The 25,420-nt window shown below is 53.9% G+C and carries 20 protein-coding genes and 2 pseudogenes; 6 read left to right on the top strand and 16 right to left on the bottom strand.

The window, feature by feature from the left end; all coding sequences use genetic code 11:
* Positions 1-65 precede the first annotated feature (65 nt).
* The 3 genes from ACKXGA_RS12830 to ACKXGA_RS12820 form a co-directional block, all read right to left on the bottom strand.
* Positions 66-2,156, bottom strand: a complete 2,091-nt coding sequence (locus ACKXGA_RS12830) for a heavy metal translocating P-type ATPase (RefSeq protein ID WP_423729639.1) — start codon at positions 2,154-2,156, stop codon at positions 66-68.
* A 60-nt stretch (positions 2,157-2,216) separates the two neighbouring features.
* Positions 2,217-2,501: a DUF6110 family protein gene (locus ACKXGA_RS12825; protein WP_005935684.1), complete on the bottom strand. Its 285-nt coding sequence runs from the start codon at positions 2,499-2,501 to the stop codon at positions 2,217-2,219.
* Between the two features lie 472 nt (positions 2,502-2,973).
* Positions 2,974-3,885 (bottom strand): helix-turn-helix domain-containing protein, encoded by a 912-nt coding sequence (locus tag ACKXGA_RS12820; protein ID WP_400256720.1) that lies wholly within the window; start codon positions 3,883-3,885, stop codon positions 2,974-2,976.
* Positions 3,886-4,113: 228 nt separating this feature from the next.
* Here ACKXGA_RS12820 and ACKXGA_RS12815 point away from each other — a divergent pair, with 228 nt between their 5' ends.
* Together ACKXGA_RS12815 and ACKXGA_RS12810 are read left to right on the top strand one after the other, a co-directional pair.
* Positions 4,114-5,715, top strand: coding sequence for an ATP-binding cassette domain-containing protein (locus ACKXGA_RS12815; protein WP_423729638.1), 1,602 nt, complete (start codon positions 4,114-4,116; stop codon positions 5,713-5,715).
* 31 nt (positions 5,716-5,746) lie between these two features.
* Positions 5,747-5,902 (top strand): hypothetical protein, encoded by a 156-nt coding sequence (locus tag ACKXGA_RS12810; protein WP_243136805.1) that lies wholly within the window; start codon positions 5,747-5,749, stop codon positions 5,900-5,902.
* Between the two features lie 214 nt (positions 5,903-6,116).
* Here the strand turns inward: ACKXGA_RS12810 and ACKXGA_RS12805 are convergent, their stop codons facing one another.
* The 9 genes and pseudogenes from ACKXGA_RS12805 to ACKXGA_RS12765 form a co-directional block, all read right to left on the bottom strand.
* Positions 6,117-6,827, bottom strand: a complete 711-nt coding sequence (locus ACKXGA_RS12805) for a response regulator (RefSeq protein WP_423729637.1) — start codon at positions 6,825-6,827, stop codon at positions 6,117-6,119.
* The gene (locus ACKXGA_RS12800; protein ID WP_423730408.1) at positions 6,820-8,703 is read right to left on the bottom strand and encodes a DUF4118 domain-containing protein; all 1,884 of its coding nucleotides are present in this window, start codon (positions 8,701-8,703) and stop codon (positions 6,820-6,822) included. Before ACKXGA_RS12800 ends, ACKXGA_RS12805 begins: the two co-directional genes overlap by 8 nt.
* 279 nt (positions 8,704-8,982) lie before the next feature.
* Complete coding sequence (locus ACKXGA_RS12795; protein WP_015565003.1) at positions 8,983-9,630, bottom strand: potassium channel family protein; 648 nt, start codon at positions 9,628-9,630, stop codon at positions 8,983-8,985.
* Positions 9,631-9,641: 11 nt separating this feature from the next.
* Positions 9,642-10,979 (bottom strand): TrkH family potassium uptake protein, encoded by a 1,338-nt coding sequence (locus ACKXGA_RS12790; protein ID WP_423729636.1) that lies wholly within the window; start codon positions 10,977-10,979, stop codon positions 9,642-9,644.
* 165 nt (positions 10,980-11,144) lie between these two features.
* Positions 11,145-11,228, bottom strand: a pseudogene (locus tag ACKXGA_RS12785) (DUF6061 family protein); the annotation flags it as partial.
* 1 nt (position 11,229) lies between these two features.
* Positions 11,230-12,483: a hypothetical protein gene (locus ACKXGA_RS12780; RefSeq protein WP_423729635.1), complete on the bottom strand. Its 1,254-nt coding sequence runs from the start codon at positions 12,481-12,483 to the stop codon at positions 11,230-11,232.
* Positions 12,480-13,361 carry an ABC transporter ATP-binding protein gene (locus ACKXGA_RS12775; RefSeq protein ID WP_112090847.1) on the bottom strand — a complete coding sequence of 294 codons (882 nt, stop codon included), beginning with the start codon at positions 13,359-13,361 and terminating at the stop codon, positions 12,480-12,482. Before ACKXGA_RS12775 ends, ACKXGA_RS12780 begins: the two co-directional genes overlap by 4 nt.
* Positions 13,362-13,373: 12 nt before the next feature.
* The gene (locus tag ACKXGA_RS12770; protein WP_423729634.1) at positions 13,374-14,105 is read right to left on the bottom strand and encodes a hypothetical protein; all 732 of its coding nucleotides are present in this window, start codon (positions 14,103-14,105) and stop codon (positions 13,374-13,376) included.
* Entirely contained in the window at positions 14,102-14,644 is a 543-nt protein-coding gene (locus tag ACKXGA_RS12765) for an RNA polymerase sigma factor (RefSeq protein ID WP_349152335.1), read from the bottom strand. Before ACKXGA_RS12765 ends, ACKXGA_RS12770 begins: the two co-directional genes overlap by 4 nt.
* A 140-nt stretch (positions 14,645-14,784) precedes the next feature.
* On the opposite strand from ACKXGA_RS12765, the pseudogene rhaD reads away from it, so the two are divergent.
* A pseudogene (rhaD, locus tag ACKXGA_RS12760) lies at positions 14,785-15,540 on the top strand (rhamnulose-1-phosphate aldolase); the annotation flags it as partial.
* Between the two features lie 87 nt (positions 15,541-15,627).
* Here the strand turns inward: rhaD and ACKXGA_RS12755 are convergent.
* The 3 genes from ACKXGA_RS12755 to ACKXGA_RS12745 all read right to left on the bottom strand — a co-directional run bounded on the left by ACKXGA_RS12755 (position 15,628) and on the right by ACKXGA_RS12745 (position 19,293).
* Positions 15,628-16,827: a helix-turn-helix domain-containing protein gene (locus tag ACKXGA_RS12755; RefSeq protein ID WP_423729633.1), complete on the bottom strand. Its 1,200-nt coding sequence runs from the start codon at positions 16,825-16,827 to the stop codon at positions 15,628-15,630.
* Between the two features lie 36 nt (positions 16,828-16,863).
* Positions 16,864-18,210: an MATE family efflux transporter gene (locus ACKXGA_RS12750; protein WP_423729632.1), complete on the bottom strand. Its 1,347-nt coding sequence runs from the start codon at positions 18,208-18,210 to the stop codon at positions 16,864-16,866.
* 75 nt (positions 18,211-18,285) lie between these two features.
* Positions 18,286-19,293: an SDR family NAD(P)-dependent oxidoreductase gene (locus tag ACKXGA_RS12745; RefSeq protein WP_117534945.1), complete on the bottom strand. Its 1,008-nt coding sequence runs from the start codon at positions 19,291-19,293 to the stop codon at positions 18,286-18,288.
* A 217-nt stretch (positions 19,294-19,510) separates the two neighbouring features.
* Here ACKXGA_RS12745 and ACKXGA_RS12740 point away from each other — a divergent pair, with 217 nt between their 5' ends.
* Positions 19,511-20,047: a TetR/AcrR family transcriptional regulator gene (locus ACKXGA_RS12740; RefSeq protein ID WP_423729631.1), complete on the top strand. Its 537-nt coding sequence runs from the start codon at positions 19,511-19,513 to the stop codon at positions 20,045-20,047.
* A 54-nt stretch (positions 20,048-20,101) separates the two neighbouring features.
* Here the strand turns inward: ACKXGA_RS12740 and ACKXGA_RS12735 are convergent, their stop codons facing one another.
* On the bottom strand, positions 20,102-21,403 hold the full coding sequence (locus ACKXGA_RS12735; protein WP_423729630.1) for a glycoside hydrolase family 1 protein: 1,302 nt from the start codon (positions 21,401-21,403) through the stop codon (positions 20,102-20,104).
* A gap of 228 nt (positions 21,404-21,631) precedes the next feature.
* Between ACKXGA_RS12735 and ACKXGA_RS12730 the strand changes: the two genes are divergently transcribed.
* Entirely contained in the window at positions 21,632-23,122 is a 1,491-nt protein-coding gene (locus ACKXGA_RS12730) for an MFS transporter (protein ID WP_423729629.1), read from the top strand.
* Positions 23,123-23,209: 87 nt separating this feature from the next.
* Positions 23,210-25,417 carry a glycoside hydrolase family 2 protein gene (locus tag ACKXGA_RS12725; protein WP_423729628.1) on the top strand — a complete coding sequence of 736 codons (2,208 nt, stop codon included), beginning with the start codon at positions 23,210-23,212 and terminating at the stop codon, positions 25,415-25,417.
* Positions 25,418-25,420 lie beyond the last annotated feature (3 nt).

Here is a 25,420-nt window from a genome sequence, read left to right as displayed (position 1 = left end):
TTTCTGTGGGAAGAACTATCATTTCGGTACGCCGGAGCATCTGCGGACGCTCCGGCGTACCATTTTTACAGGGAAGGCTTCTGCTCCAGCAGGTCTGTCATGCTGCGCAGGCTGATGCCAAGGGTGGAAAGGTTATGCAGCATGGCGCTGGTGGCCGGGGGCAGGATGCCCAGAGCACCCAGGAGAATGAGGGCCGAGTTGAAGCTGAGCACAAAGCGGTAATTGCTGCCCACCCGCTTTTGCAGGGCGTTGGCAATGGCTTTTAAGGTCACCAGCTCTTCCAGACTATCCGCGCGGATGGTCACATCGGCAATCTCCCGGGCGATGGCGGCACCGGAATGGATGGCGATGCCGATATCTGCCGCCGACAAAGCGGGCGAATCGTTGATGCCGTCGCCGATCATCACAACTGTATGTCCCTCGGCTTTGGCATCGCGGACAAAGGCGGCCTTATCCTCCGGCAGCACCTCCGCAAAGCAGCGGTCTACCCCCACCTGCGCCGCAATGGCGCGGGCAGTGCGGTCACTGTCGCCAGTCATCATGACGGTCTGAGTGATGCCCAGCTTTTGGAGCTGGCGCAGCACCTGTGCCGCCTCCGGGCGCAGGGGGTCTGCGATGCAGATGACCCCCACCAGCACCCCGGATGCGGCCAGATACAGGTGGGAATACTGCGGGTCCAGCCCATCAAACTTTGCCTGTTCCCCTGCCGGGATGGTGCAGCCCTCGTCCTCGAAAATAAAGTGAGCGCTGCCGATGACCACCCGCTTGCCCCCTACCCGGCTGGCAATGCCATGGGCCACGATATATTCCACCTCGGAGTGCATCTCTTCGTGAGAAATTCCCTGCTCCTTGGCAGCACGGACGACGGCGTTTGCCATGGAATGGGGGAAATGCTCTTCCAGACAGGCGGCAAGCTGCAATACCTCCTGCTCCCCGCAGCCGGAGAAAGGCACCACCTGCACCACCTGTGGGGTGGCACGGGTGAGGGTGCCGGTCTTATCGAACACGATGGTGTCCGCCTTTGCCAGCGCTTCCAGATACTTGCCGCCCTTTACGGTGATGTGATATTCCCCGCACTCCCGCATGGCAGAGAGCACCGCCAGCGGCATGGAAAGCTTCAGTGCACAGGAGAAGTCCACCATCAAGATGGAGATGGCCCGGGTGACGTTGCGGGTAAAGGCATAGGTAGCCACCGTACCGGCAAGACACCACGGCACCAGACGGTCGGCCAGCTGCAAAGCCCGGTTTTCGGTGCCGGACTTGAGCTTTTCCGATTCCTCGATCATGGCCACGATCTTATCGTAGCGGTTGGCACCGCCCTCTGCCTTGGCCACAAGGACGCATTCGCCCTCTTCCACCACTGTTCCGGCGTAAACGGTGGCACCGGTGGTCTTGCGCACCGGCATGGATTCGCCGGTCAGGGCAGCCTGATTGACCATGGCTTCGCCTTCCAGCACCGTGCCGTCCAGCGGGATCATATTGCCGGAGCGCACCACTACCTCGTCCCCGGCGTGGACACGGGTCAGCGGCACCAGTACCTCGCCCTGCGGGGTGCGCACCCAGACCTTATCCACGTTCAGCGCCATGCTGCGGGCAAGGTCATCCAAGCTCTTTTTCCGCGTCCACTCCTCCAGCAGGCTGCCCACCGTCAGCAGGAACATCACCGACCCTGCGGTGCTGTAATCCCCCCGCAGGAGGGAGGCGGTGATGCTGAGCGCATCCAGCACCTCAACTTCCAGCTTGCGGTGCAGCAGGCAGCGGATGCCCTTCCAGACAAAGGCAATGGAGCGCCACACCGTATATGCCGCCGCGATGGGCGCGGGCAGGAACACCTTGCGGAACACCCGGCCCGCCACAAGGTTGACCATCTTCTCCTGATATTCCTGATTGATTTTCCGGCTATCGTGGGAAGTGACCAGCACCTCTAACTCTTCGTTGTCAAAGCGGTAGGCCGCCAGCAGGGCGACGGCATCCTTCCGGCCACCCCGGTAGGTCAGCACCACATCTCCGGTGCGCTCGTAGACGGTGGCTTTTTGAATGTTGTCCTGCCCGTTCAGGTAGGCTTCCAGCACATCTGCCCGGTGCAGGGTCATCCGCACGGCGCAGACGTGCACCCGCATCCGTCCCCTGCCTTCATGTAAGATCGTACATTTCATTGCTTTTCTTACCCCTCTGCGTAAAAAAGAGCCGCCCATGGGCGGCTCCGCTGCGTTGTATCACTGTGCAGTCTGCTCTGCGGGCTGTTCAGCCGTATCCTCGATGACCTCCTGTGCAGCCTCGGCGGCGCGGCTCTCGTTGATGGCCTTTGCATCGGCAAGGATGTCACCGGCCTCTTCCTGCACCTTGTTCACAGTCTGCATGGTGCAGTCCTTCATCCGCAGCACCGCAGCGGTGGTCTGGGTGTAGACCTTTTTGGCATCCTTGCTGGACAGCACCTTGAAGCCGGCAGAGCCGAACACTACACCACCCAAAAACAGTGCGAGCTTTTTTGTATCAAACATATTTACCCCTCGTTTCTGTGTTTCCTATCTGAGCGCCCATCCCCTTGAGCGGGGGCAGGCTCTTTATCTCTGTATTGTAGCACGCTTTCGGACTTTTTCAATGGTTTTTGATGATGTTAGGACGTATTAACATTGTTAGCGGCTGCTTGATATGGAGGATCATTTTGGTCATGCTCACCTGCAGAGATCAGCAGGCCGCAGCCTATAAAGGCAGCAGAAAGATTAACCGCCCCGCAACACACCCGATTCATTTTGCCGCCGATTCACCCGGCAAAGTCATCGCTGCGCTGCATAGGCGGTATTTTTCTTTTACGGGAAACGCACCTTGAAAATATCATGAGCCGACCGAATGTGATACCGACTTTCCGTCAACGCCGCTGCACAAACAGGGGCAGGAACTTCGTTCGAAGCAAACGGTGACCCCAATACACCAGCAGATGCCGCTACACCACAGGACGATATTACTTAACATTTAGAAAATAATGTCCAGATATTTTTGGGCCTCATTACGAATAATCTGCAAGTCATCCTCGTATCTCATAACTTTGCAAATGTAAAAGGCCTCACGATATCGCTCTGCACTCTCTTCTTTTTTGCCAAGGAAGAAATCACACTCAGCTTCGATTTCCAGGCAAGAGTGAAGTACTTGATAATGTCCATATTTAATGCAAGCTTCTTTTCCATTTCTTGCAACTCTTGCGCTTTCTTCATATCTTTCCAACAAGTCCAGAGATCTGGCAAAATTGTAGAGAACCAAAGGAAGCATCCTGTTTGATGTGACCATTTCTTGGAGATGGCGTCTCATATACTGAAGCAACCGATAAAAAATATCGGCTGCTTTTTCATTATCACCAGCCAAGGAATAAGCATTTCCAATTTGATTGACTAGCTTCATTTCATCCAACGTGTAAAGATAGTCTTCAATTTTACTCAGTCGAAAATTTGGTATAGTCATTTGAATAGCTTGCATAAGCATTTGGATTCGCTCGTCACTTGAATACCTTTTATCCAGCCCACCAAGAAGAACCTTTGATCGGAGAATAAATTGCTGTGTAATTTGATCATCTGGCTTTACAATTTTTTCAAGCTGACTGATTTTATCAAAGCCTTCATTAACGTGTTTCAGCGCATTGCATGCCACGATTTCCTTTTCCAATGCCTCAATTTCCAGCTCCTCTGGTGTTACAAGTGCATAATACCGATCATCTGGCAAGCCAAGGCGTTGTAGAATAGCATTGATCCTTGTACGACTGGGGGTCTGCCTTCCATTTTCAAATCTGGAGAGAGTAACAGGCTCGCAAATGCCTGCACAGACTTGCTCCTGCGTCAAATTCAACTCCTGCCGTCGCTGGCGGATATAATCACCAAGCCTATAGTTCTGCATTCTTCAGTACCTCAGATAATCAATATTATAATTATTATAGTACGCCTTATGTCATCACGCAAGCACTTCTCTCGTTGACTTGTCGTCTTATGAAATTATTTATTACACCAGACGATATGGTCAACCGGTTTTTACTGTGATAAGATGTAGACACCGCAAAACTCACGGCTTAACATAAAAGAAGTAAACCGTTGAGTAGAGCCGAATACAACAGAAAGGAGACTTCAAATGAAACAATATCTTGAAAAACGTGGAATCTACATTACCTGGTCTCAGCTGGTTATGCGAATCATTTTTGACTTGGTGGGCTTTTTGCTTGCCTTGTTGCCTGCTGGCCTAACTCTGTATCTTACAGATGTCTGGATTACCTCAGGCACTCATATGCCAACCTCGTGGATTTTGGGAATTATTGTTTGTGTTTTTTTAATTCATTTTTACCAGTTTTATTTCGTCAACTATAATTCTCAGATGAATGCAGATCGCATGGCGGGTAATTACCGCCAACATCTGGCGCAAAAGATTTTGAGTAGCAGTATCCCTGCCTATGAAAGCCAGAACAAAGCCCGTATTCAAAATATGGCTAACGATGTCAGTGCGATATATACTGTAAGTAGCTATTTGGTCACAGTACCTGCAAACTTAGTTAAAGTAATGATCATCATTGGACTTCTGCTTTTCTATGCCAACCCATCTGTTGCACTGACGGCAATCATTTTGATTCCGCTCTACATGGTTCCCAGTTTTCTTAACAAAAGCGAACTGGAAAGACTGGTAGCCAAGGAGAGGGAAGCTGGAGATTTATGGTTTCAGGAATTTGATGTGATTCTCAACGGCAAGGTTAGCATTACTCTAAACAAGGTCGAAAATTATATGCAGAACCGCTATAATGAGGCTCTGAAGTCATATCTTGATGCTCGCAATCGTCAACACTTTCTTTTGCTGATCGTGCAAGAATTCCCTCTTTTTGTCACCACATTGGCACCTCTGCTTATTTTAATCATTGGTGGAAACCAAGTGGTGTTGCAAAACATGACCATCGGTCAGCTGTTATTCTCTATTCAGATTATTGCCTACCTGTTCAATCCTCTGTCAGAAATTTCTCAACTTCATGCCCAGATTATCAGCCAGAAGCCATCCTTCGATCGTGTGGCAGACTTTCTTGCCATGCCAGATCAGCAAAAGAATACAGAAACTGTAGCCCCTCCAAAAATCGAGGCTCATAATATCGACCTGATGCGATCGGAGAGTGAGTCGCTTTTCCATGTGAACGACTTTACTGTCCATGGGAAAGGTTTGGTGCTAATCCATGGAGAGAATGGCTGCGGCAAGTCATCTCTGTTCAATATAATCTCTGGTGTGTTTGCCCCGGACGCAAAGCATCTCCGTTTCAACGAAAACGGAAGATTTAACTGCGACAAATCAAAACCAAGTTATCTTTTCTATCCTAACTTCATTTTTCCAGGTACAGTCCGAGAAAACATTGTTTGTGGACGAAAGATTTCCAATACACAGTATCAAGAACTTGAAACTGTTCTTCAGCTGCCTCCCGCTGACAAGCAGGTGACTATCAAGCCTGAGAATCTTTCTCTGGGCGAAAAGCAAAAGATTTATCTAGCACGTACCCTTTTGGGTAACTCTTCTTGCATCTTGCTGGATGAACCCGGAAGCAACCTTGACGAAAAAACTGAACATAGCCTGATCAATTACTTGTTAAAGCTCAAGGAAAAAAAGTTAATTCTCGTTATCAGTCACAATGCCTACTATGATGCCGTAGCAGATAAAACTTACGAGATCCGTAAAGGAATGATGCATCCGGTACAATCACATTAAGCTGTCTACGGATCGTCAAAGGAGTGTGCGTTTGAATAAAAAGAAAAAGTCCACAAACACTTCCCCCTATCCCGATGAAGTCATCGACCGTCTGGCACGGGCATTCTACCCGGCCATCCTTGCCTGCTGGAACAGCGAGGAAGGGCAGCGGTCACTTGTCGGGGCAGAGGCCCCTCCATCTTGCTAACGCAAGACCGTTCGGTCGCTTAAAAGCCCCACTGGGGCTTTCATTGCTCCGCTGCGCTGCGCAAACGCGAGCTTGCCTATGGCAGGCGGAACAGGCTCATCTCTCCGGCAAAGAAAAACAGAGCGTTCCCGATGGGGAACGCCCTGTTGTACATATCGCTATCGTCTGTGGCTTTTGGCAGGGTGCGTCCGGGTGGGCGCGCCCTGTTTTTTTACTATGCTTCATCATTTTCCACGCGCAGCATCCGGTATCCTACACCAACATGGGTCTGGATCAGATGCGGCGCATCCGGGTTTCGTTCCAATTTTTTGCGCAGGGATGCCATGTAAACTCGCAAGGAAGCAATGTCATTTTCCTGCGTACTGCCCCATACTTTCTGCGTGAGGGAGGTATGCGTCAGCACTTTGCCCACATTATGCGCCAGCACACACAGCAGTTTGTACTCGATGGGGGTCAAATGCAATTCATTCTCGCTCAACCAGACGCAGCCTGCCGAGAAATCGATCTTTAAAGGACCATTGACAAAAACCGGGCTGTTTATGCCGTCAGAAGCCAGCAGATTCAATCGGCGCTGCGTTACACGCAGTCTTGCCAGCAGCTCATCCACGGAAAACGGCTTTGTCAGATAATCGTCTGCGCCGTTGTCCAATGCTTCGATCTTATCAGAATCTTCGCTCCGGGCACTCAGGACGATGATGGGCAGGTTCGACCATGTGCGGACACTGCGGATGACCTCGATGCCGTCTATATCGGGCAGTCCAAGATCCAGCAGCATGATGTCCGGATTGTGGCTGGTAGTCATCATGATTGCCGTTTCCCCATTGGAAGCAGTCAGATATTTATAGCCGTGAGTCTTCAGGGTCGTTGTGATCAGACACCGTACAGGAACATCATCCTCTACGACCAGAATGGTCGGCTTATTCATGGATATTCACCTCGCTTTGCGGCAATGTAAAGGAAAAGACACTGCCATTGGGAATGTTGTCACGCAGGGTCAATGTTCCGCCGTGAGCCGTCAGGATCGCTCGGCAGAGGGGCAAGCCCAGTCCAAGGCTGCGGTGGCTGTCTGCGATACGGCTCTGCCCGGTATAAAACATCTCGAACACCTGTGCTTTTGCGCGATCCGGAATGCCGGGACCGTTATCTGCAACTTCCACTACGACCTGATGGTCTTTCCGGTAAGCTGAAATCTGAATGACCGAGCCCACGGGGGTGTATTTGATGGCGTTATCCACCAGATTGACAACGACCTGCATGATCAGCCGTGCATCCACATTGACCAGGAGGATCTCGTCCCCATACTGTGTTGTGATGGTGTGTTCGCAGCTTTTCCGGTTGACATGATGCAGTGCTTCTTCGATCATCTCATCCATCAGCTGCGGTGAGATCTGCAGATTCATCCGACCATCCTCAATGCGGGTGATGGAAAGCAGATTTTCCACCAGACCGATCAGCCATTGTGCATCGTCAAAAATATCGGTACAGATCTTGTTCCGGGTCTCTGTATCCAGCGTTTCTCCGTTGGAAAGCAGATTGCTGGCATTGCCGGAAATGGAGGTCAGCGGGGTGCGCAGATCATGGGAGATCGTGCGCAGCAGGTTTGCCCGCAGCTCTTCATTCCTTGCCTGCAATGCAGCTTGCTCTTTTTCCAGTGCATTTCTGCGGTTTTCGATGGCCAGCGCGCCTTCACCCAGAATGGAAAGCAGCACACTGTTTTCAAAGGCATCCAGCGGTTTTTCGGACAGGTCGATTCCAACCACTCCAAACACGCCGCCTCCGGTCCGAAGTGCAAGATAAAGCCCCTTTGCGTCCGGGCAGCTATCCGTGCCTGCACCGGAACGCTTTTTGTTTGCAAATGTCCAATTTGCTGCATCCCGTTCTTCCGGTGCAGAAAAGATGTTTTGCACCGTTTTCCCGTCAACCCCAAAAACCTGTTCTGAACCAAGATCTCCGTTTTGTTCCGGGTAGACGATCAGGCTCCGGTTCAGCAGCTTCATCAACTGGGACGCTGTCTGAGAGAGGATTTCTTCCTCGCTTTTTGCTCTCTGTAAAAGCTGATTTGTATCAAACAGTATTTTTGTACGGAACGCTGCCTGCGCAGACATTTTTGCATGATCCTTCAACCGTGTTGTCAGGGTGCAGGTAATGATTGCAGAGGTCAGCATCAGGGCAAATGTAACCTGATAACCGGGATCATACGCATGGAATGTCAGGCGCGGTTCCGTCAAGAAAAAATTGTATAGCGCAACACTGGCAATGGAGCCCAGCACACCGCAGGTGTAACCGTTGGTACACAATGCGGTGAACAGCACCCCCAGCATATAAAACGTAATAATGTTATAGCGCGCAAAGTCCAATTGTAAAAAAAGAAAGCCGATGAGCGTGATGCAGCTCAAAATGCCTGCGGTGATCAGTAAATCGCGGACAGAAGGCAGAAACGGACGGATGAACAGCTTTCTTCCTGAGCCGTAGCCGTTCTCTGCAGAAGCATCCGGGATGATATAAATATCCAGATTAGGCGCAGTCATCGTCAATTTTTCAGTCAGTGACGGCCCACTCCAGAAATGGCGGCGATGTACGCTGGAGCGCCCCAGCACGATTTTTGTAATGCCGGAGATGCGGGCAAACTCTGCGATCTGCTGCGGAATGTCATCCCCGTAGATCGTAGAAATGTCGGCACCTGCCTGCTCTGCCATACGAATGTGCTGCTGCAAACGCCGACAGTCTTCTTTTCCCATCTGATCCGAGTCAGGCGTCCGGACATACAGAGCTGTAAAGGTCCCTCCAAACGCCTTTGCCATCGTTGCTGCCGTCCGCACGATCTTTGCATTGGAGGGAGAGGACGACAGACACGCCAGAATATGTTCAGTGGGTGGGTCGTTCTGATTCATAAAGATCACCTGCCTTGCCCACAGTATAGCACAATTTGATGGTCACGACCACCAGCCACGTCTTTTTCCTTCTTGTCGAAGGATCTCCTTCCGCATGTGATCCAGCGCATCTGCTGCCCAAAAACCACTCAACATGACTCCAAGAACCATCAATAACAAAGCGACATCCATATGATCTGTCCTATCTTTTTAGAGCCGGAAACACTTCTGGATCGATGCGTATTTTCCCAAAACCAGCATACTTTCATCCCGGCACAGCTGCGTATCCGGCGTGATGTTCATATCGAGCTTTCCGTCTTTTTTCAGCGCAAGAATATTGATGTTATACTTTTTTCGGATATTGATCTCACCGATTGTACGATCCATCCATTCCGGCGGAATGGTCACTTCCATGATGGCGTGGTCGTCCTGCAGCTCGATATAATCGAGAATGTGTTCGGAACTGTATCGGATCGCTGCCCACTTTGCCAGCTGCTTTTCCGGATAGACCACTTCATCCGCACCGTTGCGCAGCAGAAACTTGGCTTGTACATCCCGCTCTGCACGCGAGACCACAAGCTTTGCGCCCAGTTCCTTGAGCAGTGATGTTGTTTCCAGTGAACTTTGAAAATTGCCGCCGATGGTTACGATACACACATCAAAATTGCCAACACCAAGGGAGCGCAGAAAGTATTCGCTGGTGCTGTCACCGATCTGTGCATTTGTCACATAGGAAAGCACGGCGTTCACACGGTCTTCGTTGCTGTCGATCGCCATGACCTGATGACCCAGCTCATTCAGTTCCTGCGCAATATGACGGCCAAAACGGCCAAGCCCAATCAAAAGAATCGATTTCATACCTGTCTCCTTTATCCGATTGCGATCTTCTCCTGCGGCAGACGAGAGTGGGCAGGGCTGCTGCCAAATGCCGCATAGATCAACGTCAATCCGCCAACACGTCCCAAAAACATCAGTGCGATCAGCACCCCCTGCGAAAGGATGCCCAATTGCGGCGTGATGCCCAATGTCAGACCTACCGTTGCCACAGCCGAAGCAGTTTCATACAGACAGACCGACATCGGCAGCTGCTCGGCCGCAGCAATGACAAAGGCTCCGAGGAAGAACAGCGTCAAATACATTCCTGCGATCGTAGCAGCATTCTTGACCGCGGAGCCATCTATGCGCCGCCCGAAAAATTCGGCATCTTCTCTGCGGCGGAAGGTCGCCCACATATTGGCCAGCAGAACGGCAAATGTTGTGGTTTTCATGCCGCCTGCCGTAGAACCGGGCGAACCGCCCAACAGCATCAGAACCACCATCAATGCCTGTGAAGTGCTGCCCATCGCAGCAAGATCAGCGGTGTTAAAACCGGCAGTACGGGGTGTAACGGATTGGAACATCGACAATAAAATGCGCTGTCGGGCAGAGCCTGCCGTGAACTCGAAGCAATAAAAGTACAGCGCCGGCACTACCAGAAGAAATGCCGTTGTGACAAGGATCACCTTGCTCTGCATCCGATAACGGTGAAAATCAAGGCGATATGTACAAATGTCCTCCCATGTCAGAAAGCCAAGGCCGCCAAAGACGATCAGCGCTGCGATCACTGTGGTAAGCAATGGATTTCCTGCATACCGTGTCAGCGAAACAAATTTTGCCCCCTCTGTTCCCAGCAGGTCAAAGCCGGCATTGCAGAACGCCGAAATGGAATGAAACAGCGCGTACCAGATCCCGCGCAAACCATAATCGGCGCAGAACGTCGGCAGCAGCAGTGCAGCACCGACCAATTCAAACAGGGCGGTGATCCGCAGAATAAAGCCTGTCAGCCGCACGATGCCGCCCATCTGCGGGGCAGCCGTAGCTTCCTGCATCGTGCTGCGCTGCTTGAGGGAGATTTTTCGCCCGGAAAGCAGCGCAAAGGCAGCCCCCACCGTAATGACACCCAATCCTCCGATCTGGATCAGAAGAAGGATCACGCTCTGCCCAAAAGCCGACCAGTAGCTGCCGGTATCCTGAACCACAAGGCCGGTCACGCAAAGGGCAGAAGTTGAGGTAAACAGCGCCTCATGGAACGGTGTAACGCACCGCTGTTGCGTAGCAATCGGGAGCATCAGAAGCAACGCGCCCACCAGATCAACTGCCGCAAAACCTGCAATAATGACCTGAAAAGAAGAAAAACGGTGCTGCCTGTAACGAGGATATTGAATCATAAAAGCTCCTTTACCTATCCGTGTGCATAAAGATTAGCATGGAATAAATAAAAGAGCCGTAAAGAAAATTGTAGAAGTATAAAGATTCCATTAAAATCGATCAGCCAGCACTAAAAAATGCCGGACATCACCAGCGCAAAAAAAGCGGTAATGTCCAGCATTCATTTAGCTTTCTAGCCCATGGCTCCCGGCCGCATTCTTCAAATATTCCTCCGGGTCACCATTCAGAATCAAGTCCGCATACGCCAGCTTAAGCCACCTTGGTCTTTCGCAGATACCCCCATGCTGCCAATCCAATGAGCAGAACGATCTTGATCGGTGCCGATGCCAGCAGTACATCTGCCTGAAAGAAGGCATGCCCGCCTGCATAGAGAAAATCAAAGCTGATCATTTTATACAGCAATGCATTGGAAAGCCCAATGCCCCCTGCCGGAATCAGGGTGGACAGCCATTCTCCGAAAGAGCCCGGCACGACCATATAAACAATCAGCGGTGCCACCACACTGATCAGCGCCACAGACAAAGCGGTCAGGTTGTTCTTGGCCCATACGGATGCCATCAGCACAAAGGCCACCTCCGCAAAGAAGATCAGGAAGTTTGCCACCAGCATGACCCACTCCATCTGGCCAACGGTATACGGCAGCAGGCTGGTCACAGAAAACAGCCATTGCACGGAAGTTTGGGTACTTTCCCAGCCAAATAGAGCATTCGTGACCAGGATCCACACCACGCCGCAGAGCAGATACGCCGCCCCTGTGATACTGAACGCCGCCGCTAGTTTTGCCGCTGCTAGCCGCAGACCGCCGTTTTTTGTGCACAGTTGGATGTCCTGCGCCCCGGTCTGTGCATCCGATGCAAACACCGGGGCCGCAATCACCGCGCACAGCAGGGTGAGCAGCAAGCTCAACAGGGTCTGGTAATCCATTGCGTCTGAACTGACCCCAAATGAATAGGTGAACGGTTTTTGTACAGCATCGAACTTTTTCTGTGCAATGGCCTGCGCCTGCTCATAGCCGGGCTTTCCGCTTTGTTCCAGCCAGATCACCGATTTCAGCCGTTTGGGGAGCTGGCTGTAAAAGTTCTGCATATCCTCTGCAGTCAGCCCCATCACGCCCGGTGCCATGCCGGTTTTCGGGTCGGCAAAGGCTTCCTTTGCGTTGTTCACAAGAGGCTGATACCGGGCAAGTTCTTTATAAAACACTTCGGTTGGGATGTCGTTGATCGAACTTGCATCATACTGCCGGTACACCCGCTGATAGGCTTCCAGTGCTTCCTGCATGACATCCGGCGTGATGGTACCGGATACCTGCTGCTCCTGCCGTTTCCGGATTGCTTTCAGACCCGTGTAACGCGCTTCGTTTCCGCTGGCATCCAGTTCCGTCCAGCCGATAAAGGTCACCGGCAGATATGCCATGACCACAGCCAGCACCAGCGCAATGGCCAGCAGAATAGCTGTCATACGGGTTTTGCACACACGTTTCAATTCCAAACGATACAGGTTCATTTTGCTTCCTCCATTTCCTCCGGGAACAGCCACAGATACAGATCTTCCAGCCGGGGCTGTGCCGGGACGCTGTCCGGCAGCTGCGGTGCATCCGCCAGATACCGCAATGTTACCGTTCCGTCCGGCTCGTTGCGCAGGTTCACTACCCGCAGCCGGTATTCCCACCGGGCAAGCTGTTCCATCGGGATGTTCCCCTGCCAGACCTTGGCTTCGATCTGCTTTACCAGCCCTTCGGTGGTGTCCTGTGCAATGATTTTGCCAGCCTTCATCACGGCATTTTCAGCTGCAATGTATTCCACATCCGAAACGATATGCGTTGAAATGAGAACGATCCGTTCCTGTGCAAACTCCGACAGCAGATTGCGGAAGCGCACCCGTTCTCCGGGGTCCAGCCCTGCCGTAGGTTCATCTAAAATCAGAATTTCCGGGTCGTTGAGCAGTGCCTGTGCGATGCCTACCCGGCGCTTCATACCGCCGGAAAGCTTTATGATCTTTTTGCGGCGCACCTCAGTCAGGCTTACCCGCTCCAGCAGTGCGTCGATCTGCCGGGCAGCCTCTGTGCGCGGCAGACCCTTGAGTGCCGCCATATATTCCAGATAGTCCTGCACCGTGAATTCCGGGTAAAACCCGAATTCCTGCGGCAGATACCCCAGCTTTTCCCGGTAGGCCGCACCAAGCGTCCCGATCTCCACCCCATCGCACAAAATCCGGCCACTGCTGGGCCGCAGAATGCCCGCCAGCATCCGCATTAAGGTTGTTTTGCCTGCACCATTCGCCCCCAGCAGTCCCCACACACCCGGCGTGAGCGTGATGGACACATCATCCACCGCCGTTTTATCCCGGTATCGCTTTGTAATATTCTGAATTTTCAGTTCCATGACTTGTTCCTTTCAAGCTTCTGCAATATATTCTGACCGGGCGGCAAGCCGGATGCACTGCAACACCATACAGAGCACCAGCACGCCCGCCGCCAGTGGCAGACCTTTCGGCAGTTCCGATAATTGCACGAACCGCAACAAACACAGCTGCCCTGCAAACAGCGGTACAGCCCCGGTCATCATCCATTCCGGGCGCACCCAGCGCAGCAGCAGAAGCAGCTCATTGTTTGCAGTCAGAAATGGCACGGTCAGCACCGCCAGCAGTTGCCCGATGCTCCATGGCACGGCTGCCCGCACATTGAGTACCAGCACTCCCAGCAGGATCGTTTCCCCCGCCAGCAGCAGCAAAAACCGCATCACCAGTGGACGACCGATTCCTGCATATGTGGCTTGTTCCAGTTCAAGCATCTTATATTGACTTGCCCGGTATAAAAACGGCAGACCGAGCAGGGCTGTCAACATGGCAAGTGTGCTCAGACCAAACAGTGCATTGCGTAATGTCCATGCCTTCTCCCACAGGGCAAGTTCCCGGCCCACACTGTACAACGCCAGTGCCGCCATTGCTTCCAGTGCCCACACCTTCCAGCCCAGTAATTTGAACTGGCAGTGCAGCAAATCGCGCCAACCACTCCGTTGTTTTACGACATGTTCCGCCCGGCAACGGCGCAGCAGCGTTTTCGGTGCGGCTGTGTCAAGCTCTGTCGCCAGTGCTCTGGACAGTTCTTTTTCAAAGGCTCGATTCATCTCCAGTCCTCCTTTTCCAATTGCATTTTCAAGGTTTTCAATGCGGCACGCAGGCGGGACTGCACCGTGCGCAGGGGCAGACCTGTGATCTGCGCGATCTCCCGCAATTTAAGCTGTTGTGCGAACCGCAGCAATACCAGTTCCCGCTGTTCCGGCTCCAGCTGGGCCGTCAGCGCTCGCAGGTTTGCTTTCTCCTCTGCCGCAGCAAAGCCGCTTTCCTGATAGGCGGGTTCGCCCGGCAAGCTTTCCAGCGATATCTCCGACCGCTCCATAGTACGGTTCAGATCGATGCAAATGTTTTTTGCGATTTTGTACAGAAAGGGACGGAATGCCCCCTGAAATCCACCACAGGAATCCAGCCAGCGCACCGCTTTCAAAAAGGTTTCCTGTGCTGCATCCTGCGCCTGCTGCTCGTCCGCTGTATGCCAACGGCAATAGTTCAGAATTTGTGGATAGTACGCTGTAATCAGAGTGTCCAGCGCACCCGTATCTCCGCTCTGCGCTTTCCGCAGCAATAATTCTGTCTGGATACGGTTCACCCCCTTCCTGTCTATTAAAACGTCCCATATCATCAAAATGATTTCCGTTTTTTCAAAAATTTCAAATAATTGCCTTTATTATGTTCTTATAGCTTTATTATAATAAAGAGCCTTGTGTTTTTCCTTGTCAAGAGGGCTGGCACGAGCGCAACGGCGGCAACCTGACCTACCGCATGAAGGAGGAGGAAGTGGCCCAGTGCCGCCCCTTCTTTGACCCGCAGCCCCGGGAGTGGGTGAACATGGGGGTGCAGGCAGACAATCTGGCTGGCGAGTATTTCATCACCACCGGTTCGGGCAAATTCTTCCGCAACGTGGAGCCGGACCCTGTCCACAGCATCGGCATTGTGGAAATCAACGATAAAGGCGACAGCTGGCGCATCGTCTTGGGCTTGGAGGGCGGCGCAAAGCCTACCAGCGAGTTCCCCAGCCACTTTATGAATCACAGCGTCCGCAAGGCTGCCACCAATGGCGCAAACCGCGTCATCTACCACTGCCACGCCACCAACGTCATTGCCCTGACCTACATCCTGCCCCTGACCGACCGGGATTTCACCCGTGCCCTGTGGCAGAGCGCCACCGAGTGCCCGGTGGTGTTCCCGGAGGGTGTGGGTGTCTGCCCCTGGATGGTGCCCGGCGGGGCAGATATCGCCATGGCCACCAGTGAGCTGATGAAGCACTATCAGGCAGCCGTCTGGGCACAGCACGGTCTGTTTGCCTCCGGTCCGGACTTTGACATCACCTTTGGTCTTGCCCACACCATCGAAAAGAGTGCTGAGATCTACGTCAAGGTGCTCTCCATGGGCGGCGGCATCATCCGGCAGACCATCACCGACGATGACCTGCGCGCCATTGCCCACGACTTTGGCGTGACCCTGAACGAGAAGTTCCTTAACTGAGCCCTTCTCCCCCATTTTTCTTCATCCTAGCAGAACAGGCATCCTGTCCGATACCGCCAAATGGTATCGCAGGATGCCTGTTCTGCTTTATGTTTCCCGGAACTCCATGGGTGTTTTTCCGGTGACCTGCTGAAAGACTGCGCTGAAATAATTGCGGGTGGCAAAGCCAAGCTGCTCGGAAATTTCCCGGACGCTGAGCGTTGTGCTTTTCAGCAGAACCTTCGCGCGTTCGACCTTTGCAAACTTCACATAGTTCGTGACGCTCAGACCCGTTTCTTCCTTGAATTTATGGGTGAGGTAGTATTCCGTGTAGCCCACCAGGGCGGCAAGATCTTCCGCCACGATCTTTTTGTCCAGATTCATCTCGATATAATCCACACACTTCTGGATCTGTCTACTGAGGTTCGGGTTTGTCCGGTGTTTGTGGACACGCCGAATGAAATCATCGTACATCATCATTGCAAGCGGGTTCAGTTCATCCAACGATTTTGCGGATTCTGCCGCCTGAATGTAGCTGTCCCCAAGCGAGTACGCCTCCTCCGGAGAAAGGCCGCCCTCAATGGCGGCACGGCACACCAGCGAGGTGAACACGATGATGGAGGTCTTGCTCTGGCGCAGAACATCACTGCTCTGCACCGGCACACCTGCGCTCATGCTCATGCTGTTGGAAAGCGCCTGCTTGTAATTCAGGTCTCCGGTGCGGACCATTTGCAGCATTCCCTGCTCCGCCATCCAGATCTTATGGCGGTCATGGGGAATCGCATCGCTTTTCAGCCGTTCGTCCTGTGCTGCACTGCTGTTCACACTGCTCAGTTCCAGCCGCTGCCCGGTCAGGCAGTAGTGCATCATCAGCAGATAGCGGTTCATAATGGTGTTTTGCAGGGTAGGAACTTTTTCAAGGGCTTTGTAAAGCTGGATCGTCCATGCCACACTGATCTCCAGCTTGCTGTAATATTTCAGCCCTTCCTCGATCCCGCGCATTGTCACATCCTGATAGAACACCGGCCCGATGACACAGACACGCTTCAGTTTTCCCTCTTCCTTTTCAAAGGCTGCGCCCCACAAAAGACCCAATGCCGTCCCCAAGGTAACAGGTACGTCGTCCCGATCCCCATGCTCCAGCATCCGCTGTTTGCAGCCGAACAGTTCAAATGCACTGGCAAGAAATGCCTCGTCCGGGCAGTTGCTCCGCAAGAGCTTCCCCTGTGCATCATAGCACCATGTATATACATTTCCGCCGCACTTGACAAGCTCGGAAAACAGCATCATATTCTGGAGAACATCCATGCGTAATCCCTCCGGCTCATTGATGGAAACAGTATATCATACTTCTGCCGTTTTTTCTACCGATGCCCGGAGCCAGTGCAGCAGGATGCCTGCGGAGATGACCGCAGCGCCCACGTCTGCCATCAGGTGCGCCGCCGCAATGCCCTGCACCCCGCAAAGCGCATTCATCAGGTACAGCAGCGGGATCAGCAGCAGCCCCTGCCGCAAAAGAGAGAGCACCACCGCACCACTTGCCCTGCCTACGGATTGCAGCAGGCTGGTTGCCAGATAGGCCAGACCGATCACCGGACTGCCCAGCACCAGATAGACCACCAACTGCGTCCCCAGACGGAACGCCCCTTCTTCCTTGATGAACATCCCGATCAAGGCATTGCGTCCGGCAAAGCTGGCCGCCCCGGCAAGAACACCAAAAACAACGGTCAGGAGGATCAGATCTTTCAAAAGCTGCTTCAGGCGCTTTATGTCACCTGCGCCGTAGCTGTACGCCAGAAGCGGCTGGCACCCCATGCAGATCGCCATGGCGATCATACTGATGATCATGGTCGTCTTGCCCGCTGCCGCCATGGCTGCGACCGCCGCCGTGCCGTGGGTCACCAGCAGCCGGTTGCTGAAGGAGGAGGCAAACCCTGCCAGCAGGCTGCTGATCCCGTTGGGCAGACCAATGGCCAGCATCTCACCCAGCATCTGCGGCTTTTTCAGGGCAGGACGGAAATCAACGGTCAGCACCGTGCCGTGTTTGACGATGTAGCGCAGATAACAGCCCGTTGCCACAAGATTGCCCAGCACACTGGCAGCAGCCGCACCGCTGACGCCGAAGTTCAGCACCAGAATGAACAGCGGGTCAAAAATGCAGTTGACCAGCGTGCCCAGAAGATTGCCGATCAGGCCTTCTTTTACTGCGCCCTCTGCACGCACCAGCATCGCCATGCTGTTGGACAGGATAAAAAGCGGCGCACCCAGTGCAAGGACCTGAAGATACCGCTCTGCATAGGGAAAAAATTCTGCATTTGAGCCCAGCACCCCCAGAAGCGGCACTCTGCTCACCAGCAGACCGATGCTGACCAGAACGCCCAGAAAAAAGCTGCTCCAGAAGCAGAGCGAGGAGCAGGTCTTGCCCTGCTCGATCTCGCCTGCGCCAAAGCAGCGTGCAATGATGGCGCTGCTGCCTGCGCCAAGCATGGTCGCCACTGCCGCAAGGATCGAAAACACCGGTCCCACAACGGAGACCGCCGCCACCTGTGCGGTATCGCCCAGACAGCCCACAAAAAACATATCCGCCATGTTGTACAGCACCATGACAAGGATAATGATAATGGAGGGCACCGCCATGGAAATGATGGATTTCCAGACAGAGCCGGTACGGAAAAGTGCTTCGTTTTTCATGGTCTCCTCCCAAAAATCAACCGCACGCAGGCAGAACGAAAGCCCCTGTCAAAGAGGCTTTCCGAGCTGCTTCGGTCACAGGTTGTCCAGCGCATCCAGCAGTGCTTTCAGCGCCGTTTCCGGCAGCCCAAGCATAGGGCCGATCTTGCCAAATGTCATGCCGTAGGCAGCTTTTGCCTGCTGGTTGTCGGCAAAACCGGGCAGGTACTGCTCCACGATGGCTTTTGCGGCCTCGTTTTCCATCAGTGCTGCAATCGTGCTCTGGCTGTTCAGCTTGCCGCCGGTCAAAATTTCCGGGTGCTTCCAGCTGCTGATGCTCTGGTGTCCGGCAGACAGTGCGCCGTCCACCGGGATGGCTGCACCAGTGATGTACCGTGCCAGACCGCTGGCAAGGAAAAGTGCCAATGCAGCGCACTCCTCCGGGTCGCCCATCCGCTTTGCCGGGCAGTCGGCTGCAAAGAAGTCCATGGCCGCAGCCGGTGCATCCCCGAAAATGCTGGTTCTGGTGTAGCCGGGACAGATGGCGTTGACGGTAATGCCGTATTCTGCGTAATCCAGCGCCGCTGCGCGGGTCATGCCGACCACGCCGAACTTGGTGGCACTGTACAGCGCCTGTCCACGCTGGGGCACAAGACCCGCCACCGATGCCACATTGATGAGGAATCCGCCTTCGCTGTGGCTCTTGAGGATTGCCTCTGCGCCGTACTTCATCCCGGCAAAGACACCCTCGCTGTTCAGGGAGAAGATCTTCTCGTAATCCTCTACCTCATACTCATGCAGCGGTGTGCCGCCCATGCCGATGCCTGCGTTGCTGACAACGCCATCCAGCTTGCCGTAGTGCGTCACCGTCTTATCCACCAGTTCTTTGATGGCAGAAGCCTTGCTGCAATCGGTCTGGATAAAGATGGCATCGCCGCCCTTGGCGCAGATGCCGTCTGCCACAGCCCGCCCCTGCTCTGCACTGCGGGCTGCACAGACCACCTTCATGCCGTTTTCGCCAAAGCACTCGGCAATGGCCCGGCCGATGCCACGGCTTGCGCCGGTGACGATGGCCACTTTGCCTTTGACACTGTTAAAATCCATCCTATATACTCTCCTTTTTCTCAGATCATATGATTCAGCGTATTCACGGACAAGATTTTCAACTTGTAGTTGCTTATCCATCTCCATGGTGCTATAATAGCACTGCGCCGCAGGGGCCGCAATCAGCAGTTTCCGGCGTATCCGGTGTTTAAGCAACGAATCACGTTCAAAGCGTTGGTTAAGCACCATTTATGAAATCAATTGATGGAGGAATTCTATGGATATCCGGGTCAAAAAAACGAAGCGTGCCATTCAGAAAGCGTTTGTTGCCCTGCTGCGGGAGAAGCCGATCGAAAAGATCACGGTCAAAGAAATTGCCGAACGGGCCGAGATCAACAAAACGACCTTTTATTCCCACTATGAAACGCTGGATGCCCTCACCGCCGAAATGGAGCGGCAAACGGTCCAGCTCGTCTGCGACAATATGGGCGGCGCACAGCAGCTGCTGGATACGCCGGAGGCTTTTGTGCGGGAGATGTTTGCTTCTCTCCAGCAGGCGACCGATTATCTCGGTGTGGTTCCTGCATCCGCGATGAACCGCTTTACACAGCATTTGCGGGATGCCGTTCTGGAACAGATCAAAAGCGATAACATCGAGCCTTCTCAATATGAAAATGTCGGTGCGATCCTGATTTTTGTAATGAACGGTCTTTCCGGGCTTCTGAACACCGACGCAAAACTGGCACAGAAACAAATTGATGTAATCGCCGCCGTGGTTGCGGATGGTGTCCATGGTCTGCATCTTTCCCGCTGAGCCAAAACAGGCTGCAAGAAGCATCTTCCGCAGCCTGTTTTTTGCTATTGCAGCTTATCTTTCTGTGTAACTACCCAGCACCCCAAGGCTGGGCTTTGCTGTCCGCTCCATCGTTTCGCGGTTCACTGCGATCAGTCCAAACTGCATGGCATAGCCCTTCTGCCACTCAAAGTTGTCCATCAGGCTCCAATGGAAGTATCCCTTCACCGGGATGCCGTCGGCGATGCAGTGCTGCACGCCATCCAGCGCCTGCCGGATAAACGCCACACGGCGGGTATCATCGGCGGTGGCAATGCCGTTTTCGGTCACGATCAGGTCACCCTTGAATTCCTCTGCCACCTTGCGAATGACGTGTTCCAGTGCCTGCGGATAGACCTCGTAGTCCATCTGGGTCAGTTCTGCGCCCTCCGGTGCCGGCAGCTGCCCCTGCGGGCCATAAAGGGTGCGGGTATAGTTCTGCACACCCAGAAAATCATCGTCTTTGATATAAGGCAGATAATGGGTGAACTCCTCCCGCCATGCGGCCTCGGCAAAGGCTTCGCCGCCGGGCTGTGCCTGCAAGTCATGCAGCGAGAGGGTCAGGCCCACCTTGACCTGCGGGCAGAGGGCTTTGATGGCATCCCGTGCGGCTGCATGGGCACGCATCACCAGCAGATCGCCTTCCGGGGTGCGCTCGCTGACAAAGATCTGCGGCTGGGGTGTGCCGAACGCCTGTGTATTCTCCATGGCGGCATACTTCATGTTTTCCATCATCTTCTGGAAGTTCATGCCCACCTGCACCGTGCCCTCGGCAGACTTTCCGGTCGATGCGGCATTTTGGGCAGCCCGTTCTGCCATCAGACGGAACCGCTTGGAGATCGCGGCAAGCTGCAAGCCCATATTGGCCTCGTTGATGGTGCAGACATAGCGCAGCTCGCTGCCCAGCTGTTCCATCACATAGGTCACATAACGTTTAAAATCCTCTACGGTGCTTTCGGCTTCCCAGCCGCCCTTGCAGATGAGCCATTTCGGGCTGGTGAAGTGCAGCAGGGTGACGATGGGTTCTACGCCATGCGCTTTGCAGCAGGCGATCACCTTGCGGTAATGCTCGATAGCTTCCGGATCGAACTTTCCTTCCTCCGGCTCTACCCGTGCCCACTCGATAGAAAAGCGGTAGGCGTTCAGCCCGGCATCGGCCAAGAGCTTGATATCTTCTTCGTACCGTTGATAATGGTCACAGGCAATGCCGCTGGGCTCCGTAAAGCTGGAATGGGGCAGCTGCTCCTGTGCCCAGTAGTCACTATTCGTATTGTTGCCCTCTACCTGATGGGCTGCTGTTGCAGCACCGATGAAAAAGCCTTTTTCAAATTTCTGCATGATGGTTCTCCCTTCCTGCGTGTTGCTTGTTGAGACTATTGTAGCAGACCTGTTTTTTTTCTATGGGACAATAAATCGTGAAGACGGATGCAAATTCACGTACCACAAATTATTGCACGAATTTTTGTCCTTAACTATCGTTTTTCATCCGGCAGTGGCTGTTGCATTCTGTTATTCTGGTGTCAGAGAAAGCGGAACTCAGTTCACACAAAAAGGAGGAAAATCATTATGTTCCAAAAGAAACCCAGTGCCAGTGAAGTAGACGGCGTCCAGTACCGCCGTGCAAAGCTCTGGCAGATCATCTGTTACGCCTGCAACGCTTTTGTAGGCATGAGCATCTATTCCCTGATCGGTATGGCCAGTTATTCTGCCAGCATCGGCTACGGCATCACCACTGCAGCCGTGGGCATCATCCTGATGCTGGCTCGCATTCTGGACGGTTTTACCGACCCGATGCTGGCGTTCGTCTACGACCGCGTCAACACCCGTTTCGGCAAGCTGCGCATTCTGCTGATCAGCGGCTACCTGATCGAGGCTGTCGGCCTGCTGTGTATGTTCAACCTGTGCTCCAGCAAGGGCTTCGGCTTGCCGGTGTTCGTTTTGACCTACATTATTTACATCATCGGCTATACCGTCACCAACATGACCGCCCAGACCCTGCCGGCTATTATGACCAACGATCCCCGCCAGCGTCCCACCATCGGTGTCTGGACCACTGCACTGAACTACGCCGTGCCCATGGGCATGAGCATGCTGATCTACACCGTCATCCTGCCCAAGTGCGGCGGCACCTTTAATCAGGGCTTCCTCAGCACGGTCTGCACCATCGTGCTGATCATTGCCGGTATCGGCACCCTGATCGTCTGCGCCGGTATCTCCGCCTACGATAAGCCCGAAAACTTCGAGGGCACCAGCAAAAAACACGAGCCGCTGAAAACTGCGGATATTCTTGAGGTGCTCAAGCACAACAAGCCCCTGCAGTGCTACATCGCCTCCAACGCTTCCGATAAGCTGGCACAGCAGGTAGGCAGCCAGGCCATCATCAACACGATGCTGAACGGCATCCTCATCGGCAACATGGGTCTTGCTACCACCCTTGGCGTGATCAGCATGGTGCCTTCCATCTTCTTTGCGGCCTTCGGTGCAAAGTATGTGGGCAAAAATGGCAGCAAGAAGGGCATCGTGACCTGGACCTGCGTCAGCATGGCCATCGCCTCTGTGCTGTTCCTGTTCTTCATCTTTACCGACACTCGTCAGATCGGTGTGATCGGCAGCTGGAACATGATCGTTTACGTCCTGCTGACTCTGCTGCAGAATGGTTCCATGATGTGCATTACCACCTCCAACACTTCTTACATGGCCGATACCATTGACTACGAGCTGGACCGCAGCGGCCGCTATATCCCGGCTGTCGTTTCTGGTACTTACAGTCTGGTGGACAAGCTCATCACCTCGGTGGCTGCTGTCATCGCCACCGGTGCGGTCGCCCTTCTGGGTTACACCACCACCATGCCCCAGCCCACGGATTCCTACACCAGCGGCATCTTCTGGATGACCCTTGCCATCAAGTTCGGTCTGCCCATGCTGGGCTGGGTCATCACCCTGATCGCCATGCTGGGCTGCCCGCTGACCAAGGAAGAAATGGTCAACGTCCAGAAGCGCATCGCGGATAAGAAAGAAGCCCTTCGTCATGAAGTAATTGCAGAAAAGATGCAGTAACACCCTGCAAAGACCGAAAGGGCTCATACGCTCTTTCGGTTTTTGCTGATTCTATCCATCTTTTATAAATATAAAGGAGTTTTTACCATGAGCAAGACCATCCTGTTGAATCAGAGCGACTGGCATTTTACCAAGGAGAACCCCGGCATCCCCACCGCTGTTATGGGTGAGGCCATTGCCCTGCCCCACACCTGGAACGCAGTGGACGGTCAGGACGGCGGCAACGATTACTACCGCGGCACCTGCTGGTATACGCTGGCCCTGGCAAAGCCCACCATCCCGGCAGGCGGCAAGGCTGTTTTGCAGCTGGACGGCGCAGCTATGACCGCTGCCGTCTACCTGAACGGTGAAAAGCTGGCTGAGCACAAGGGCGGCTACTCCACCTTCCGGGTAGACCTGACCGACCACCTCAAAGAGGAAAATCTGCTGGCAATTTCCGTGGACAACAGCGACAACGACACCGTGTATCCCCAGAAAGCCGATTTTACCTTCTACGGCGGCATTTACCGGGATGTGACCCTGCATATCGTCCCGGCAGAACACTTTGCCCTGCCCGCTAATGGCGCACCGGCACTGAAGGTGACCCCCATCGTCACCGACCTCGCTGCCAGGACCTCTGAGATCACCGTGGAAGCCGCCGTGGTGGACGCACAGAACGTGACCTTTGCACTGGAGGGTCAGACCCTCACCGCCCCGGTGGAAAAGGGCACCGCAAAGGTTGTTTTCACGCTGAACAACGCCCATCTGTGGGATAGCGTGGACGACCCCTTCCTCTACACCGTATCTGCCAAGCTGGACAATGGCGAGGAGACCTCCGCCCGGTTCGGCTGCCGCAAGTTTGAGATCGACCCCCAGAAGGGCTTTATCCTGAATGGCAGGGAATATCCGCTGCGCGGTGTTTCCCGCCACCAGGACCGAAAAGGTGCGGGCATTGCCCTGACCAACGAAATGATGGAGGAGGATATCTCCATCATTCTGGAAATGGGTGCCAACACCATCCGGCTGGCACACTATCAGCACGCACAGTATTTCTACGACCTGTGTGATGAAAAGGGTCTTGTCATCTGGGCAGAGATCCCCTACATCACCATGCACATGCCCAACGGCCGTGCCAACACCCTGACCCAGATGGAAGAGCTGATCGTCCAGAACTACAACCACCCCTGCATTGCCGTGTGGGGCTTGTCCAACGAGATCACCGCTGCTTCTGCTGTCAACGAGGATCTGCTGGAAAACCACCGTCTGCTGAACGAGCTGGCGCACAAGCTGGACCCCACCCGCAAGACCACCATGGCAAACGTGTTTATGCTGGAGACCACCAGTCCCATTCTGGAAATTCCCGATGTGAACAGCTACAACCTCTACTTCGGCTGGTATCTGGGCGAATTGGAGCAGAACGACGAGTTCTTTGACAAGTACCACGCCGATTACCCTGACCGCTGCATCGGCTTTTCGGAGTACGGCGCAGATGCCAACCCCCAGTACCAGAGCAGCCACCCGGAAAAAGGCGACTACACCGAGAGCTACCAGTGCATTTACCATGAACATATCGCAAAGATGATCGCCGCTCGTCCGTGGCTGTGGGCGACCCATGCGTGGAATACGTTTGATTTTGCCGCCGATGGCCGTGATGAGGGCGGCAAGCACGGCGAGAACCAGAAGGGACTTGTCACCTTTGACCGCAAGCTCAAAAAAGACCCCTTCTATCTCTACAAGGCCTATTGGAGCAAAGAGCCGTTCGTGCACCTGTGCGGCAGCCGCTATGTAGACCGCGCCGAGGATGTGACTGAGATCAAGGTCTACTCCAATCTGCCGGAGGTCTCGCTGTACAAGGACGGTCAGCTGGTGGAGACCCGTAAGGGCGACAAGGTGTTCACCTTCCAGCTGCCCATCACCGGCAAACACAGCATTGAGGCACGCTCCGGTGAGCACAGCAGCGTGATCCTGGTGAACAAGGTGGACGCCCCCAACCCGGATTACGCCATGGACAACCGCAAGAACGTGGCCAACTGGTTTGACGGCGAGCTGGACGAAAGCTGCTGGTCGGTCAAGGACAACATGGCTGCCGCCACGGCAGACCCGAAAGTTGGTCCCATTCTGAAGCAGATTTCCGATAAAGCCGCCGCTGCCCGCGGAGATGTTGCCGCCGCCGTGAAGGACAACCCGGCTCTGGTGGCGATGATGGAGCGTGCCATGCGGCGGATGACCATTGAATCCATGCTGATGCAGGCCGGCGCTTCGGAAGAGGACATCAAGCAGCTGAACCGTGTATTGCAGGGCATTTCCAAGGAGTGATTC

Source organism: Faecalibacterium hominis (ex Afrizal et al. 2022), assembly GCF_049545105.1.
GTDB lineage: Bacteria > Bacillota > Clostridia > Oscillospirales > Ruminococcaceae > Faecalibacterium > Faecalibacterium duncaniae.
The sequence above is the reverse complement of the archived record's forward strand: the minus strand, read 5'-3'. Positions and strand labels throughout refer to the sequence as shown.